Source organism: Virgibacillus oceani (genome assembly GCF_041521345.1).
Classification (GTDB): domain Bacteria; phylum Bacillota; class Bacilli; order Bacillales; family Amphibacillaceae; genus Virgibacillus_N; species Virgibacillus_N oceani_A.
Genome location: NZ_JBGOHB010000032.1, coordinates 16,134 through 31,791 on the forward strand (window position 1 = coordinate 16,134; position 15,658 = coordinate 31,791).

Consider the following 15,658-nt stretch of genomic DNA (forward strand, 5'->3'; position numbering starts at 1 on the left):
TATAGTAGTCGTAGTAACTGCATAAAGCGGATGGGCAGTTGGCACTTCCTGTATGAAAGGGGGTGTTAGTATAGTGACATATGATGCAATGAATATGCTATTCCAATTTGGAATTTTCCTGGCGACAGGATTAACAGCTATGGTTGCAATCGTAGCAATTGTCATCAAAAGAAAAAAGTAATCGTCCTCTGCTTTGCCCAAGTGTGAGACGATTACTTCTATGCTAAAACAATTCATTGGTCAACCACTCAAAAAGGTGGTATGCAGTTACTTCTGCTGGGTGCTTAAAGCATCCAGCTTCTTTTATTATACTACATTTCTATTTATAGTATACACCAATTGCATTATAGTATCATTTTTTTTAAAAAAATAATCGTCCTCCGCTTTGCCCAAGTGTGAGACGATTACTACCGTATTAAAACAACATATCGGTCAACCACGCAAACATGCAGTTACTCATGCTGAGCAGCACTTCACAACCAGCGATATTTTTATTATACTACAAATTAGCCTAGTGTAAACAATGGGCTGAAGATAAGGTGAATTGACACCAGGAGGAGTTGACATGATGGAATACAGTTTTATGGACATGCTGCTTTTAATTATAGGAATCTATTTAATACTCACGGTTACAAAACTTGATGGACGACTGAAAAACATAAAGTATACGCTGAACCAGATTTCCAAAAGCGTAGACATCCCAGAAAATCCAATCAATGATGAATTGCGTAAATTAATTAATGAAGGTAAGGATGTAAAAGCAGTGAAAAAGGCGCGGGAAACGCTGGGTCTTTCATTGGTAGAGGGTAAACAATACGTGGATGCTTTAAAACTGGAGAATAAATAAGTGAATTGTTATAAGAAAATAGAGGGGAACGAGAAAATTTTCCCATGCTCCTCTATTCAAATCACAAGAAAAACCTGATCCGTCCCCGCATTTATTTTGCAGCTATTTCCCCGGGAAGTGTCGTTTAAGCTTTCCCAGTCATTGAAATTACTTATTCACGGATTGGTTGTCACTTGAAGAAAGGAAAGTGGACTCCTGGGATACCACAATTCCAAGTCGGCCGCCTGCTTTGATAATCTCGCCTGTCACAAAAGAAGACAGCTCAGAACCAAGGATTGTCAACGCATTCTGTTCGTATTTCTTCAAGTTCATCCCGCAAGTCTTTCGGATTCATTTCCGCTGTTTTTTTGTGCTCCGTCTCCCGTAACCATCTGACAGGCTCCTATCATAGATAGTATGTATAACTTCAAACTCGATCCCATTAACTTTCATTGAGTCATCTATATTGTGTTTTCTATATCTATAAGCATGGAACCCTGCTAATACAATTTGGAATTTTTCTTGCAACCGGGTTAACAGCCATGATAGCGATCATTTGCACTCGTCACCAAAAGAAAAAAGAAGTAATCGTCCTCCGCTCGGCAAAAGTGCAGGAGATTACCTCTTTCACATAGCATACATCATTCACATAGCATTTCATTTATTAGTCAATATCTTTACACCATCCTCCAAACGATTGGTACACTTTTATCATCTATCGGTGGTTTTGCCCAACGGTTACGCAATTTCATCCAGCGATTCGCCACATTTCAGCATTTAACCCGGGACAAGAAACCTGTCCGCATGTCCCACGAGAATCCGCCTTATCCAGGGAAATCCTGTCTAGTTATGTCCCCGGTTTTCACGTGGCAGCTGTATACTTCTTTATTGGTTAGATCTACAAGAGATAGTGTTTTTCCATGACCGGCACCAGTGTCTATCCCAATTTTATCGGGTCGTACCCAAATATGGTTTGCCATCCCCAGGCGATCGGTTGAAGTATGGCCGAAGATCACCTGTTTTGGCAATTGATGCGGCTGGTTCAAAAATGGTTCCCGAATACGGAGCAGGTCTTCGGCAAGCTGCAATTTCATAGGGATGCCCGGGCGGATGCCGGCATGTACATAGATGTATTGATTATCTTCATAGTATAGGGGCATATGATGAAAAAAATTTTTTCCCCGTTCCATAAAGTACTGGGTTCCGGGCAAGGCATCTATTACTTTTTGTTCATGGTTTCCCCTTAAAACGACGGCTTCCTGATCCCATAATTCCCTGATGATGTTTATAGTTCCTTTCGTATCAGGTCCTTTATGTATATAGTCACCCAACAATATTAACTGATCAAATGGAGGGTGATAACAGGCGGCGTGTAAGAGGGAGAGCAGGAGCTCCCCATGCCCGTGAATATCAGAGATGGCAAGTTTCCTATTCACGCAAATCTTCCTTATATATAAATGTATGTTGCACAGGAAAGCCGATCGTTAGTTCATCACCTATATGCAATGGATGATCAGTAATAAAGGATAAACTTTCCCCTTTATTAACATCAAGAATGACACGCCATGACAAGCCTTGAAATACAGCATGCCTGACCCTTACTTTGATCCCGTTATAATCCTGATCTTCTTTCATTTCATCCATTACCTGGATATGCTCCGGATGAATGATAACTTTCCAGTTGCCTGCAGTTCCTTTGTGATTGCCCAGTACTATCCCTTTGATCTTTTGATCACCCCATATTACAGTCCCTGATTGGCTGTGCTGCGGATCCATTTCCGCATTTACTGATTGAAGCCGGTTGGTATAACCCAATAGCTGTGCCACCCATTCTGTTTTTGGAAACCGGAACACTTCTTCTTTTGGACCAAATTGTTCCAATTGGCCATCCCGCATGATCAATAGAGAGTCCGCTAACGCGAAAGCCTCCATCGGATCATGTGTCACATGTACAGCGGTGATATTTAATTCACTCAGCAGCATGGAGAGTTCTTCGCGCATTTCCAATCGTAACTTAATATCCAGATTGGATAATGGTTCATCCATAAGTAAAATGCTTGGTTCGGTTACTAATGCCCTGGCTATACCGACTCTTTGCTGCTGCCCGCCGGATAGATGGGAGACCATTCTATTTTTTAGTCCATCTAAGTGTAACTTGTGGAGAATATCTTCTACTTTTCCTTTGTTCCTCTTCGCATTTCCTTTACCTCTTTTTAATCCATAGACGATGTTTTCATACACGTTCATATGCGGCCACAAGGCATAATCCTGAAAAACCATATTAATGGGGCGTTTTTCGGGCGGTATGACAACCCTACTGTCCGATACTTTTTGTTGATCTATGAATATCTCACCGGATGAAGGTTTGATTAAACCTGCTATAGCTTGTAATAAAGTTGATTTTCCGCAGCCAGAAGGTCCTAAAATACTGACTAATTCACCTGGCTTAATAGAAAAAGATAAATGATCCAATGCGGAAACATTCCCATACTTTTTGCTTACGTTTTCGACTGTTAATAAATTATTCATCGTTTACTTCACCTTTCTTTGGTCTATCATCCGGAATAAGACTTTAAAGGTTGCCTCAACCATAAGTATGATCGCAATAATGACTAATCCGCCAATGATCGTAGCTGAAGTGGAAAAACCGTAGTCAGCCCGTTCAAATGCATTATCAATGGTAACAGGCAGCAGGTGGTAATTAGGCGGATGCAGCATGGTTCCTAATGCCAGATCGAATACACTTGTCCCCATCGAAGCAATAAAAGATATAACTAACGCACTTCTTACAAAAGGAAGGACGATCGAATACATTCGCTTGCGCACTGTAGCCCCCTGTAAGGCAGCAGCATGCAGCATCGTCTCCGGAATATTGGAAAAAGCGCCGACCTGCAGACGAACAGCAAATGGAATGGCACCGGCAATGGCTGCAAGGACAAGAATATAAGGTGTACCATATAAATTTAAATTGATTGACTCAAGCCAGGTCTGATTCCAAATAAAAATGTATCCTACACTTAATACAATGCCAGGAACAGCCAATGAAATAAGAGACATCATATTAATAAACCCTTTAAAGGGAAACTTTGTAAAGTAAATAATGAATGAAACAACAAAACCGATTATCATACTGAAAAATGCAGCTATTCCGGCTATTCGTAAGGAATTCAGCAAACTGGTGATAAATGTTTCATTGGTTAACGTGTCCAAGTAATATTGAATCGTTAGATTGTCTGCCGCAAATCCTCCCCCTATGGTGGACATAAATGACACCATCAGACTGGAACCGACCGGGATCCCAAGTACAATAGCGATAAACAGAAGAGTCCCAATGGTAAGCAGAGGGTGCCAGCTCACTGTCTTTGCCTCAAGTTTGACCGCCCGGTTTGTTAAAAAATCATACCGTGCCCGTTTCATGGCAATAAATAAAATAATTAACGCTAAAATGATAATAACCACAAGATAAAAGGAAAGTACCCCTGCCAGATCAAAACGGGTCGGCGACATATTGATGGAAGAATAAATGGTATAAGGCAATGTCGGAAAACGATAAACTGTCGATAAAGCAGAAGGGAGCCCGAAATCTCCTATGGTTTCCATGAATACAAGCGACCATCCTGCAACAAATGCAGGGATTAACAATGGCAGCCTGATGGTTAATAAGGCGTCAAAATTATTTGCCCCATTTAATCTGGCAGCATCTATATAATCAACGACATTCCATTCCAGTGCAGCCCTTAGTGACAAATAGGCAAGTGGGAACTTACTCAAAGCCATAATCACAATCAGGCCAAATGGCTGAAATATGAAATCGGTGACCCAGGTTACACCAAGCCATTCGTTAGCTAAACCATTCCCGCTGCCAAATAACACCCATCCCTGGGCAATAATAAATGACGGCATGATCAACAACACCCATACAGTGACATCCAGCCATTTTGCTCCTTTAAATTGCCAGCTGGATCGAACAATCGCCAATGTACCACCTATAAACGTTCCCAAAAAAGCAGCACCTGTTGCCAGTATCAAAGAATTTGTCAATGATACCTTCCAAAGCGGCCGTTCAAATAGTTCCAATAGTAATCCGAACCCTGCAAACTCCCTGCTCCCAAAGAAAAAACCAGGATAAATAATTTGTAAAATGACCGCCAGTAAAGGAAGCAGGATTAAAAAGAATAGAAGCAGGGTAGTACCTGCCCCTAATAGTTGTGTCGATTTTATTGACCGAAAATGTGGAAACCTCATTACTTCGCCACTCCGTTCGTCAGATTAATGAATAGCCTGATCCGCAAACCATTCTTTTATCTCCGCTTCATGTTCACTCGCCCATTCCGTATCCGGTAATTCAATATATGGTTCAGGTTCCCGTTCTGGATCAGCCACAGCTCCTTCAGCGAATGGTGTAAATAAGCTATCTCTGTCATCAATTTCAGCAAGTGCTGTTTGAGTTTCCGGATCCAGCATAAATTCCACAAATGCTTCTGCTGCTTCCAGATTGTCCGTGTCTTTGCTAATACCTACTGCACGTATGGATCCAGCCGCGCCATCTTCCGGCCATATAAAATCAACTGGTTCTCCATCCCATTTAAAATCATAGGCATGGTGCTCCTGCAACGCGGCAATTTCTGCTTCTTCATTGATTAGCGCCTGGCCAAGCGGACCATTTTTAGGGAATACACTTAAGCGGCCGTCTTCAAATAAGGTCTGGAATTTCTCTTTGGATTCATCCATCCCAATGTGGTCAAATATATGAGAAACAACAGGATACGCAGGTGCTGCCACTGCCGGATCAGCCATCGCCATGGTTCCTTCATAGTTCAGGAAATCTTCCCATGTTGCGGGCACTTCTTCTTCACTCATTAGATTCGTATTATAGGCAATTACTGCAGCAGCATGTACGCTCATAGGGAAATAACCATTATTCTCCGGTAAATGCTCCATACCTTCATCAGTCATGTATTGAAGATTCTCCGGTTCAAATCCTTCATGGAAAAAATCTCTTTCATTGAATCCATGAAAAGAACTTAAAGCGCCAGTCCAAACAACATCCCATTGTGGGTTCCCCTGTTCTGCTTCCATTCGGGATAAAATCTCTCCGCCGCCACCATGAACGACTTCCATTTCATAACCGGTGGCTTCTTCAAACATGTCGGCAATATAGTCGGTTAAGTCGTTGGCATAGAGTACCAGCGGCTCACTGCTGCTATTATCTTCCGTATTCTCCGATTCTGCTTCTGCATTGGAATCTGTTTCACTTCCTTCAGACTGATTATCAGCATCACCACACGCTGCCAGAAACAGTAAAGCTGTTAATAAAAAGATGATACTCAAATTTACACGATTCAACTGCATGCTTTCTCCTCCTATAATATGCTTGGATTTTCACTCATGAATAGCGTATCAAACAGATGTCAACTAAATATTAAGGGAATGTAAATTAATGATTAAATAATGTTTAATTTATTGAAAAAATATTAGATAAAATCTAATATAGAATGAAGTCAACCTAATAGGAGAGGGTTTAAGATGAATATTCAGCAATTATTAACCTTTGTTACGTTGGTAGAATATAAAACGCTTAAAGAGGTATCAAACCAGTTACATATTCGACAGCCAACCGTTTATTTTCATTTGAAAAATCTGGAAGAAAAATACCCGTTTGCCTTATTTAAATCCGGCCATAGTAAAACAACGGAACTAACGAAAGAAGGGAGGGTACTTTATCATCAGGCAAAACAAATCATTTCACTCTTGGATAAAACAAGTCTAATGATGGAGGATTTTGCTGAAAAGCGAATGGGCAGTCTGTCCATCGGTTCCACATACACTCCGGCAACGTACATGATATTGCCTACAATAAGCAGATTTAAAACGGCATACCCAAATGCAAATTTATCTGTAGAAGTAAAACCGGCAAATGTCTTAATTGATAAACTGAAAAACTTTGAAATTGATCTGGCCATCTTTTCCTACAATGAATTTAATGATGCGGAAATGCATGCCGATAAATTAATAAAGGAAGATCTCCAATTGCTTTTGCATCCTGATCACAAGTTAGCCGGGAAACAGACCATTACTGCTTCCGATTTAAATAATCAGCCTTTTATATTGCATGAAAAAGGTTCTCTCACCAGATCTTTTGTAGACAACTGGTTAAATGAGTATCAATTGAAAGTGAATGAGGTAATGGAACTTTCTTCAACAGAAACAATGAAAGAAGCGGTAAAAAATCAACTCGGCATCGCCATTGTTTCCATAAGCTGTGCAATGGAAGAACAAAAAAACGGTAAACTTGCCGGCCGGCCAATACCAAATTTTGAGGTGAATCGCTATATTTATGTGGGATACCATAAGAGACAGGTTTTGACGGATACCATGGAGAGTTTTTTGAATATGCTTAAGGAGGACTTTGAAAGCATTCGTAAAACAAGGGTAAATTAATCCAAAAGTGTTGCTGAATTGGGAGAACAAGATGGAAAAATTCGGTTTAGGATTCATGTCTTATAGGAGAAATAAAAAAGTAAGGACAAAAAAGAGTAAAGAGCACGACAACTATAAGACAAATAGAAGCAGCTAAGCATTCAGTGATTATATGGGTTCAAGGGTGTTTTTGACTGCGAAGTGGAACATTCAGCTTTATATCGCAATAGAAATCGTGCTGCTCACAGTTTTATTCAGCGATTCTCTCCGATTGTCCCACAGTTTAGCAGTTTCGTTCCGTAATTCAAGCGGTTTATCCTGCGGTACGTCGTAGTTAGCCAGCGTTTCTCCCTATTTCGAAAGTTAATTCAGCGGAGCGTTACAAGCAATATGCAGCAAATCACACAATTAATCCCGCGATATGCCAAATTTCCTGTAAATACACTTCTCCACGGCTTTTCCTGCTCCAATATTTTCCTCCAATAATTCCCCAACATCTTAAAATTCTGCAAAAAAGCTATACTTAAACCTTCCCAAATATGCTATAATCGTTTATTGTAATATGGAAATAGAAAATAGATTAATAGAAAAGGCTGTAGAATGCTGACTCAAAATGCAACTCATGGCACGAGTTAATATTTAGCTGGGGCAATGTACCTACCATGTGCCCCGCACTCAACTGGGACAAGGTATCCGGGGCTGTGCTAAAATGCTCGCCCCACCGAAAAAAAATGTCCTCATGTCCCAAAATTTACAAAAGGAAGAAGGGTTAACACCATGGAAGAAACGATTTCCTTAAAGGAAATATTTGAAGTCATTAAAAAGCGGCTACTTATGATTACCGCGTTTATTTTTAGTGCGGCTTTGATTGCTGCTGTCGTCAGTTATTTTGTGCTGACACCGACTTATGAATCCAGCTCCCAATTTATTGTTAATCAGGGAGAGCAGGATCCGAATGTCCAATATAGTGTAAATGATAACTGGTCTAATACTGAAATTATAAATACATATAATGCAATTATTACAAGTCCTGCTATTTTGGATGAGGTTGTGGAGGAGCTGAGCCTTTCGTATTCTGCGAGCACGCTTGCTGATAAAATTCAGGTGTCCAACCAGGATAATTCTCAGGTGGTCACCGTAACAGCTACGGATGAAAGCCCGAGTATGGCGGTTCAGCTGGCTAACACAACCGTTTCCGTTTTCCAGCAAAACATCCCAGAAATATTAAGTGTTGACAATGTTACCATATTGTCCCAGGCGGAGCTCAGTGCAAATCCGTCTCCAGTAGCACCAAACCCTGTGCTGAATATCGCCATTGCCATTGTCCTTGGCGGGATGATCGGTGTTGGGCTGGCCTTCTTGCTGGAGTACTTGGACAACACGATCACCACCGAGGATGATATTGAGAAAAAACTGGAACTTCCGGTACTCGGCGTGATTTCCCATGTGGAAGACAAGGACATACGCGAAGGGCAGTTTACATTTAAACCAAAGCAAAAACAGCAGAATCGAGGTGACGGGTATAATGGCGCGGAAAAGAAATCAGTCTAAAACAAATAAAATGAGGCATGTGATTGCCAAATTGAACCCAAAATCTCCGATTACGGAGCAGTATCGTACGGTCCGAACGAACCTGCAGTTTGCTTCTATAGATAATGAGCTCAAGTCGATGATTGTTACATCATCCGGGCCAGGAGAAGGGAAATCAATGACAACGGCAAACCTTGCTGTTGTTTATGCACAGCAGGGAAAAAAGGTGCTGCTTATTGATGCGGACCTGAGAAAGCCAACGGTACATTACACGTTCCGCCTTGATAATTTGCGCGGTTTAAGTAATATCCTTGTCGGGGAGCATACGCTGGAAAAATCGGTGAACCGGTCAGATGTCGATAATCTGGATGTCATTTCATGTGGGCCAATCCCGCCGAACCCATCTGAACTGCTTGCTTCAAAAAAAATGCAGCAGCTCTTACATGATGCAAAATTATCCTACGACCTCGTGATTTTCGATACACCGCCCGTGCTTGCGGTTACGGACGCACAAATTATGGCAAATATCGTGGATGGTTCCCTGCTGGTTGTCAGAAGTAACCAGACAGAAAATGAAGCAGCAATTAAAGCGAAGGAAGCATTGGAACCGGCACATGCGAAACTGCTCGGTACGGTGCTCAATGACCGTGAGAAGAAAAAGGCAAACTATTATTATTACTATGGGGCGAATTAAAGTAGAATGTATTACAATTTTTTTATTATTTCTCGCATGAGATGATATTCGGTGTTTTCTGTAATTATAACCCAATAAGACTCATGCGTTTTTTTATGACTTTAGAATGTAGAGGTAAGCTGTCGGTATATCATTATTTTTTTCAAATAGTTCATTGAAAATGATGCGCTGGGAGGGGAACCTCGAATAGTACCGACACGTCTTGCGCCAAACGTCGAAGCCACCACATCGCGGGTGGCTCGACGTTAACTTGCTTTTCAAATACTCCAAGTTAAGCTGCATCGAATTTTTCAGTCCTTTTATCATTCTTTGAACAAGTACTATGATGTTCTTATACGCTTCTCATTTTAAATATAATGAAAGGGCTTACATGATAAGGGAGATATTCTATATTTTACAAATGTCGAAAATTTCCTGTTGATAAGTGGAAAAAAATATAATAATAATATAATATTATTATTAGGGATGATAAAGTTACACCTGTTTTCTGTTTGGAGAAAAAAGGGCATCTGACCTAAGGGCGAACGAATAAACTTGGAAAGTATCGAAAAGGTTAAATTCCTTTTGCTACTTTCCGAATAGATGAGGGGGATTATGATGAGACCTTTTAATTTAAGTGAGCAATTACTGCATGATCTCGGCAAAGATATAGTGAATGGTGTATTAAAGCCGGGAACAGTGCTGCCGAAAGTGGAATTACTGAGTGAACAAAGAGGTGTCAGCCGGACTGTCAGCAGGGAAGCAATAAAAGGATTGGTCGCACGGCGATTGGTGGAAAGTTCGACGAGAACCGGTACGGTCGTAAAGGCCAGGGAAGAATGGCTGTGGCTGGATCCGGATGTATTAATATGGGCTTCTGAATCGGATCATCAAAAAGAATTCTTTATGCAATTAAATCAGCTGCGGTTTGCGATTGAACCAGCTGCAGTGGAACTTGCGGCGCAGTTTGCAACCGAGGAAGACAAAAAGGAAATCCGGTATCGATATGAACAATTGGAAAAATATTATAATGATAAAGAAAAATGGCCTGAAGCAGATTATGCTTATCATTGGAGTATTATTTCCTCTTCTCACAATGAATTAATGTTGAGCTTAATGCAGAACTTATATAATGCACTTATTAAAACCCGACGAATTAACGTTACGATCAGTTCAAAAAAAGAAAGAGACAGAAGTCTGAAATTACATAAGGAATTAATGGAAGAGGTTTGCAATGGAAATGGCAAGCTTGCAAAAGAAGCCATGAGAGAACAATTATTACAAGTAGAAAGCATTGTAAAAGCATATTAATAAAAATAAACGGTGACTGTCTTCAAGGCAGTCACCGTTTATTTTTATAAAACATTTCTATCACCATTTCATAACAGTTCCATTTCTTATTTTATTAAAAGAATTTAAAAAAATTTCACTATATCTATTGCTTTTTTTAATAATAATAATATAATATTATTAATCATAAATGCAGAGAGTAAGTAAAGTTAAATTTAGTTAGATTATCATCTTAAGGAGCTGGAAGAATGGAAGGCAACATGCTTGAAAAAAATAAAAAAACATCATTTGATCCATCAGAATGGACTTCCCATCGACAACTGAGGAAACGGGTGAATGAGATGAAAGAAAACAGTCTTGGAAGAATAAAAGTAACTACTCTTGGAACATCTTTTCAAGGAAGAGAAATCTACGCTGCGCGTGTGGGCACTGGGAAAAAGGTATTGCTTCTTACCAGTGAAATGGATGGGAAACAAAAATTTGGTACCGAAGTGCTGCTCTCCCTTCTTGACGCACTTTCAACCGATCGCAGTGGCAAGAATGAAGCATTATTAGAACAACTTACAATCGTGGCTGTGCCCAAGTTAAATCCAGATGGTTCTGAATTAGTACAAAAACAAAATGAAATTTCCTGGGAAGAAATAACTGAAATTTATCCCCAATTAAAAGGTACGGATCCATGTTGGTATTACAAAGGGAACGGATTGGAATTAAACAGGGATTTTCACGCAGATTTCAATTACGAACCCCGTGCAGAAGACTTGCCGGGCGACAGCTCTGAATTTGGACTCATGCTAACCAATGAAGCAAGAATTATACGAGATTTATATGTTTCACTTTTAGCGGAATTTGACGAGGTGGAAGCTTATGTTGACCTCAGGCAGATGGGCGGAAACTTTTCCCCCGTTAACTATATCAATGGCACCGACCAGCTTGTTACGATCGCACTCAACTATCCTAGTCTTGGTAAGGATGGTAACGAGAGATATGCAAAAGACTGGCCAAAGCTCGATCAGGACAAATCCCGCCGTTACGCAATGGCTGCTGTGAAAGGCGTTATGGAAAACGCGGATGCGGAATTAAGAAAAGGGTTGGCGCAATTTTATCATCCGATTGATCAGGATATGCCGGGATTATTTGGCAGCGCGCTCGCATTGCATGGAAGTGCAAGTGTATTAATAGAAATCCCTGGTCAACAACCTGATTACCCTAAGGATGAGAAATTATTAGAGCTGATGGATTACGCATTATGGGGGATTATTCAAAACATGGCAGATGGCACAGTGGATGATTTAGACGGTAATGAATACTATAGCCTGCCGAAATATTGGTAATATCAATCTATTAAAAAATACATGAGCTTTAACATATAAATTTAGGAGGAAAATACATGAAAATATCAAAATACTTTTATTACTTAATGGTTGCTTCTTTTCTGTTTTTGACTGCTTGTTCAGATGATGATCCATCTACAGATAATAGCGCTGCAGAAGAAGTAGATAGTGCAAGTGATTTAGTCGTAGCTATTCCTAACGATGCATCAGATTTAAATGTCCAGGGAGCCAACTCCATTGATACAGGCACGATTAAGTCCCATATTTTTGAAACCTTATTAACTCAAGATGAAAATATGGACATACAGTCAGGCCTCGCAGAAGATTACAATATGATAGATGATCTTACCTGGGAGTTTCATTTAAGAGAAGGTGTTACATTTCATGATGACACCCCATTTAATGCAGAAGCAGTGAAGACAAATTTTGACCGGATGTTTGACCCGGAAGTAGCCTCTGCCGTTGCTTCACAATTCGATATGGTAGAGGAAGTACAAGTGATCGATGATTATACGGTTCACTTTGTGTTATCGGAACCATTCATGTCCTTGCCAAAATCGCTTACCCACTACACGGGTGCCATCATGAGTCCGAAATCCATTGAAGATGATTATGCAGGGGATGTTAATCTTGATACAAACCCGGTGGGAACAGGGCCGTTTGTTTTTGAAGAATGGGAGCATGGAAATGAAATTGTTCTAGTTGAAAATGACGATTACTGGGGTGAACCGGCTCAATTGGATTCACTTACCTATAAAGTGGTACCGGAGGAAAATACAAGGATAGCCATGCTTTCCAATGGGGAAGCCCATGTTATTACCAATATCACGTCAGTCAATACTGATCAAGTAGAGCAGATGGATAATGCGAGTCTCCTGGCAGAAGATAGTGTGCGGGTAAATACAATAGAGTTTAATACGGAAAAAGAACCGCTTAATGACGCTAGCGTCCGCCAAGCTATTGCATCTGCGATAGACATTGATCAAATTGTAGAAGGAATATACCAAGGTTATGCAAATAAACCGACCGGTCCGATTGATGAATTTACTTTTGGCTTTAATCCGGAAGTAGAACCTTATCCATATGATATGGATGCTGCAAAACAACTGCTCGTAGAAGCGGGATATGAAGACGGGTTTTCCCTATCCATTTGGGCAGCAAATACGGATGCCCAAGCTATACAAAAAGCCGAATATATACAAGATCAATTATCAGAATTAAATATCGATTTATCCATTGAACAGGTGGAATTCAGTACTTTGGTATCCGAATCGGGAGCAGGAGATCATGATATCGTGATTACAGGATGGTCTAATAGTATCGCCGATCCGAATGATGCCCTTTATCGAATTTATCATTCCAACAATCACGGATCTGCGGGTAACCGCATGTTTTACACGAACGAACAAGTGGATGAACTGTTATGGGAAGCTAGACAGGAAGATGATGATGCAAATAGGGAAGCCATGTATCAGGAAGCGCAGGCAATTATAGCAGAGGATATCCCGAGAATCGCAGTAGCCAGCCCGCAGTATTTATTCGGGGTATCGGATGATGTGGAAGGTTTTGTTCAATATTTATCCAGCCATCACTCATTCAAGAATGCAACCGTGACAGGTGGCGTAACCCAGGACGGCGGCTATTAATCTTAAATAAAAATATGGATTGGTGTTACTGTTCTTTCGGTAACACCAATTAATCTATAATTTTCCTAAATGAAAAGCCAGTTATAAAGGAGTGATGAAGATAATGGAGACAATGAAAGAACCGTCGATGGAGGACGTAAAAATGGAACCAACCTGGAAATCATTGTTCAAAAAAATGCTGCGAAACAAATCATCACTCATTGGAGGAGCTATTATTGCATTTTTCATGATGGTTGCTATTCTGTCCCCGCTTCTCCAGATGCATGATCCGACGGAAGTGAACCTGATGGAGCGGTTTCAAACACCATCGGCAACACATTGGTTCGGTACAGATGAGTCAGGAAGGGATATTTTCAGCCGTATCATTGCGGGTACACATTTAACGCTTTATGTAGGGCTGGCTGCTGTAGCCATTGGTGCGTTTATCGGAACAGTGCTTGGCTTGTTTGCGGGTTTTTACGGGAGAGTGGCTGATTCTATTATAATGCGGACCTGTGATGTTTTGCTTGCTTTTCCCGGCATCCTGCTTTCATTAGCTATTATAAGTGCACTGGGTCCGAGCCTGAATAATATCATTATCGCTTTATCCATCTATAATATTCCTGTTTTTATCAGAATGGTCAGAGGATCCGTCCTTGAGGTGAAGAACATGGAATTTATCGATGCAATCAGGGTGGTCGGTGCAAAGGATAGTAAGATCATTTTTAAACATATTCTTGGAAACGTAACTTCACCAATCATCGTGACCATCACACTAAGGATCGCAAATTCTATTTTATTGGCTTCAGGATTGTCTTTTCTTGGTCTCGGTGCACAACCCCCAACACCAGAATGGGGAGCGATGTTAAATGCCGGCCAGAACTACATGTTGAACTACCCCCACTTGACTATCTTTCCCGGTTTAATGATTGTACTGGTCATTCTTGGATTCAATCTGCTGGGTGATGGTTTAAGGGACATTCTTGATCCGAAATCTAAATAAGAAGGGGGTAAAAAAATGCATATATTTATTATTCGGCGTTTATTGCAGCTTATTCCAATCCTGATTGGTGTAACGATTGTAGCATTTTTAATTATTCAAATTGTCCCTGGAGATGCTGCGGAGGTGGCTGCAGGTGAAGGGGCAACAGAAGTACAATTGGAACAAATACGAGAAAATTTGGGTCTTAACGATCCTTTACCTGTACAATATGGCAATTTTTTAATGAATCTCATTCAATTTGATTTAGGCGAATCGGTAAGTACCGGTCAATCTGTTACAGAATTAGTGGTTCCACGGTTCTGGATCACATTGGAGCTGGCCTTCTGGAGTTTGCTGATTGCGATTACAGGCGGTGTGCTGGCAGGGATTATTGCAGCGATGAGACATAATTCATTGAGTGATTATGGAACCATGATGGTTGCAGTCCTTGGACTTTCTGTACCGAATTTCTGGCTTGGACTTATATTAATGTATATCTTCTCCGTCCAGCTGGGATGGCTTCCAAGTTCGGGGTGGGGAACCTGGCAGCAGATCATTTTGCCGGCAGTCACAATGGGTGTGGCCGGTGCGGCGGTAATTGCCAGAATGACAAGGTCAAGTATGCTCGAAGTGATTGAAAAGGACTACGTGAGAACTGCAATGGCCAAAGGGGTAAAAGAGCGGGTAGTTATATATAAACATGCTTTTAGAAACGCACTCATCCCAATCATTACAATCATTGGTCTGCAGTTTGGATTTTTCCTGAGCGGTGCCGTTTTAACGGAAAAAGTATTTAGTATAAACGGGCTGGGCAGATTGGTCGTGGATTCCATTGCACAGCGGGATTTTCCAGTCGTTCAAGGTAGTGTTGTCATTTTTGCGATCACCTTTGTGATACTGAATTTTGTGGTTGATATTATTTACCATTTTGTAAACAAAAGAATTGAAATGAATTAGATGGGAGGTTGAAGCAAACAA

Annotated in this window: 15 protein-coding genes; 10 read left to right on the forward strand and 5 right to left on the reverse strand. The window is 40.7% G+C overall.

The features are described 5' to 3' along the window. Nucleotides 1–73 precede the first annotated feature (73 nt). Together ACDX78_RS18915 and ACDX78_RS18920 are read left to right on the forward strand one after the other, a co-directional pair. Nucleotides 74–181: a putative holin-like toxin gene (locus ACDX78_RS18915; protein ID WP_486029807.1), complete on the forward strand. Its 108-nt coding sequence runs from the start codon at nucleotides 74–76 to the stop codon at nucleotides 179–181. Nucleotides 182–565: 384 nt separating this feature from the next. Next, nucleotides 566–847: a hypothetical protein gene (locus tag ACDX78_RS18920; protein WP_486029809.1), complete on the forward strand. Its 282-nt coding sequence runs from the start codon at nucleotides 566–568 to the stop codon at nucleotides 845–847. A 147-nt stretch (nucleotides 848–994) separates the two neighbouring features. Here ACDX78_RS18920 and ACDX78_RS18925 read toward each other — a convergent pair whose 3' ends face one another. The 5 genes from ACDX78_RS18925 to ACDX78_RS18945 form a co-directional block, all read right to left on the reverse strand. Continuing rightward, on the reverse strand, nucleotides 995–1,153 hold the full coding sequence (locus ACDX78_RS18925; RefSeq protein ID WP_486029811.1) for a hypothetical protein: 159 nt from the start codon (nucleotides 1,151–1,153) through the stop codon (nucleotides 995–997). A gap of 497 nt (nucleotides 1,154–1,650) precedes the next feature. Continuing rightward, on the reverse strand, nucleotides 1,651–2,262 hold the full coding sequence (locus ACDX78_RS18930) for a metallophosphoesterase (RefSeq protein WP_486029813.1): 612 nt from the start codon (nucleotides 2,260–2,262) through the stop codon (nucleotides 1,651–1,653). Then, nucleotides 2,255–3,355: an ABC transporter ATP-binding protein gene (locus ACDX78_RS18935; protein ID WP_486029814.1), complete on the reverse strand. Its 1,101-nt coding sequence runs from the start codon at nucleotides 3,353–3,355 to the stop codon at nucleotides 2,255–2,257. Before ACDX78_RS18935 ends, ACDX78_RS18930 begins: the two co-directional genes overlap by 8 nt. A 3-nt stretch (nucleotides 3,356–3,358) precedes the next feature. Next, nucleotides 3,359–5,071: an ABC transporter permease gene (locus ACDX78_RS18940; protein WP_486029816.1), complete on the reverse strand. Its 1,713-nt coding sequence runs from the start codon at nucleotides 5,069–5,071 to the stop codon at nucleotides 3,359–3,361. 24 nt (nucleotides 5,072–5,095) lie between these two features. Beyond that, entirely contained in the window at nucleotides 5,096–6,178 is a 1,083-nt protein-coding gene (locus tag ACDX78_RS18945) for an extracellular solute-binding protein (RefSeq protein ID WP_486029818.1), read from the reverse strand. Between the two features lie 174 nt (nucleotides 6,179–6,352). On the opposite strand from ACDX78_RS18945, the gene ACDX78_RS18950 reads away from it, so the two are divergent. From ACDX78_RS18950 to ACDX78_RS18985, 8 genes are all read left to right on the forward strand, one after another. Then, nucleotides 6,353–7,267 carry a LysR family transcriptional regulator gene (locus ACDX78_RS18950; protein WP_486029820.1) on the forward strand — a complete coding sequence of 305 codons (915 nt, stop codon included), beginning with the start codon at nucleotides 6,353–6,355 and terminating at the stop codon, nucleotides 7,265–7,267. Nucleotides 7,268–8,023: 756 nt separating this feature from the next. Continuing rightward, nucleotides 8,024–8,797 carry a YveK family protein gene (locus ACDX78_RS18955; protein ID WP_486029822.1) on the forward strand — a complete coding sequence of 258 codons (774 nt, stop codon included), beginning with the start codon at nucleotides 8,024–8,026 and terminating at the stop codon, nucleotides 8,795–8,797. Beyond that, nucleotides 8,772–9,470 carry a CpsD/CapB family tyrosine-protein kinase gene (locus tag ACDX78_RS18960; RefSeq protein WP_486029824.1) on the forward strand — a complete coding sequence of 233 codons (699 nt, stop codon included), beginning with the start codon at nucleotides 8,772–8,774 and terminating at the stop codon, nucleotides 9,468–9,470. Before ACDX78_RS18955 ends, ACDX78_RS18960 begins: the two co-directional genes overlap by 26 nt. A 597-nt stretch (nucleotides 9,471–10,067) precedes the next feature. After that, nucleotides 10,068–10,760 (forward strand): FadR/GntR family transcriptional regulator, encoded by a 693-nt coding sequence (locus ACDX78_RS18965; RefSeq protein WP_486029826.1) that lies wholly within the window; start codon nucleotides 10,068–10,070, stop codon nucleotides 10,758–10,760. A gap of 227 nt (nucleotides 10,761–10,987) precedes the next feature. Then, entirely contained in the window at nucleotides 10,988–12,073 is a 1,086-nt protein-coding gene (locus ACDX78_RS18970; protein WP_486029828.1) for a M14 family zinc carboxypeptidase, read from the forward strand. A gap of 56 nt (nucleotides 12,074–12,129) precedes the next feature. Further along, complete coding sequence (locus ACDX78_RS18975; RefSeq protein ID WP_486029830.1) at nucleotides 12,130–13,719, forward strand: glutathione ABC transporter substrate-binding protein; 1,590 nt, start codon at nucleotides 12,130–12,132, stop codon at nucleotides 13,717–13,719. 103 nt (nucleotides 13,720–13,822) lie between these two features. Beyond that, nucleotides 13,823–14,701, forward strand: coding sequence for an ABC transporter permease (locus ACDX78_RS18980; protein WP_486029832.1), 879 nt, complete (start codon nucleotides 13,823–13,825; stop codon nucleotides 14,699–14,701). A gap of 15 nt (nucleotides 14,702–14,716) precedes the next feature. Further along, nucleotides 14,717–15,637, forward strand: a complete 921-nt coding sequence (locus tag ACDX78_RS18985; RefSeq protein ID WP_486029834.1) for an ABC transporter permease — start codon at nucleotides 14,717–14,719, stop codon at nucleotides 15,635–15,637. The last annotated feature ends 21 nt before the right edge of the window (nucleotides 15,638–15,658 follow it).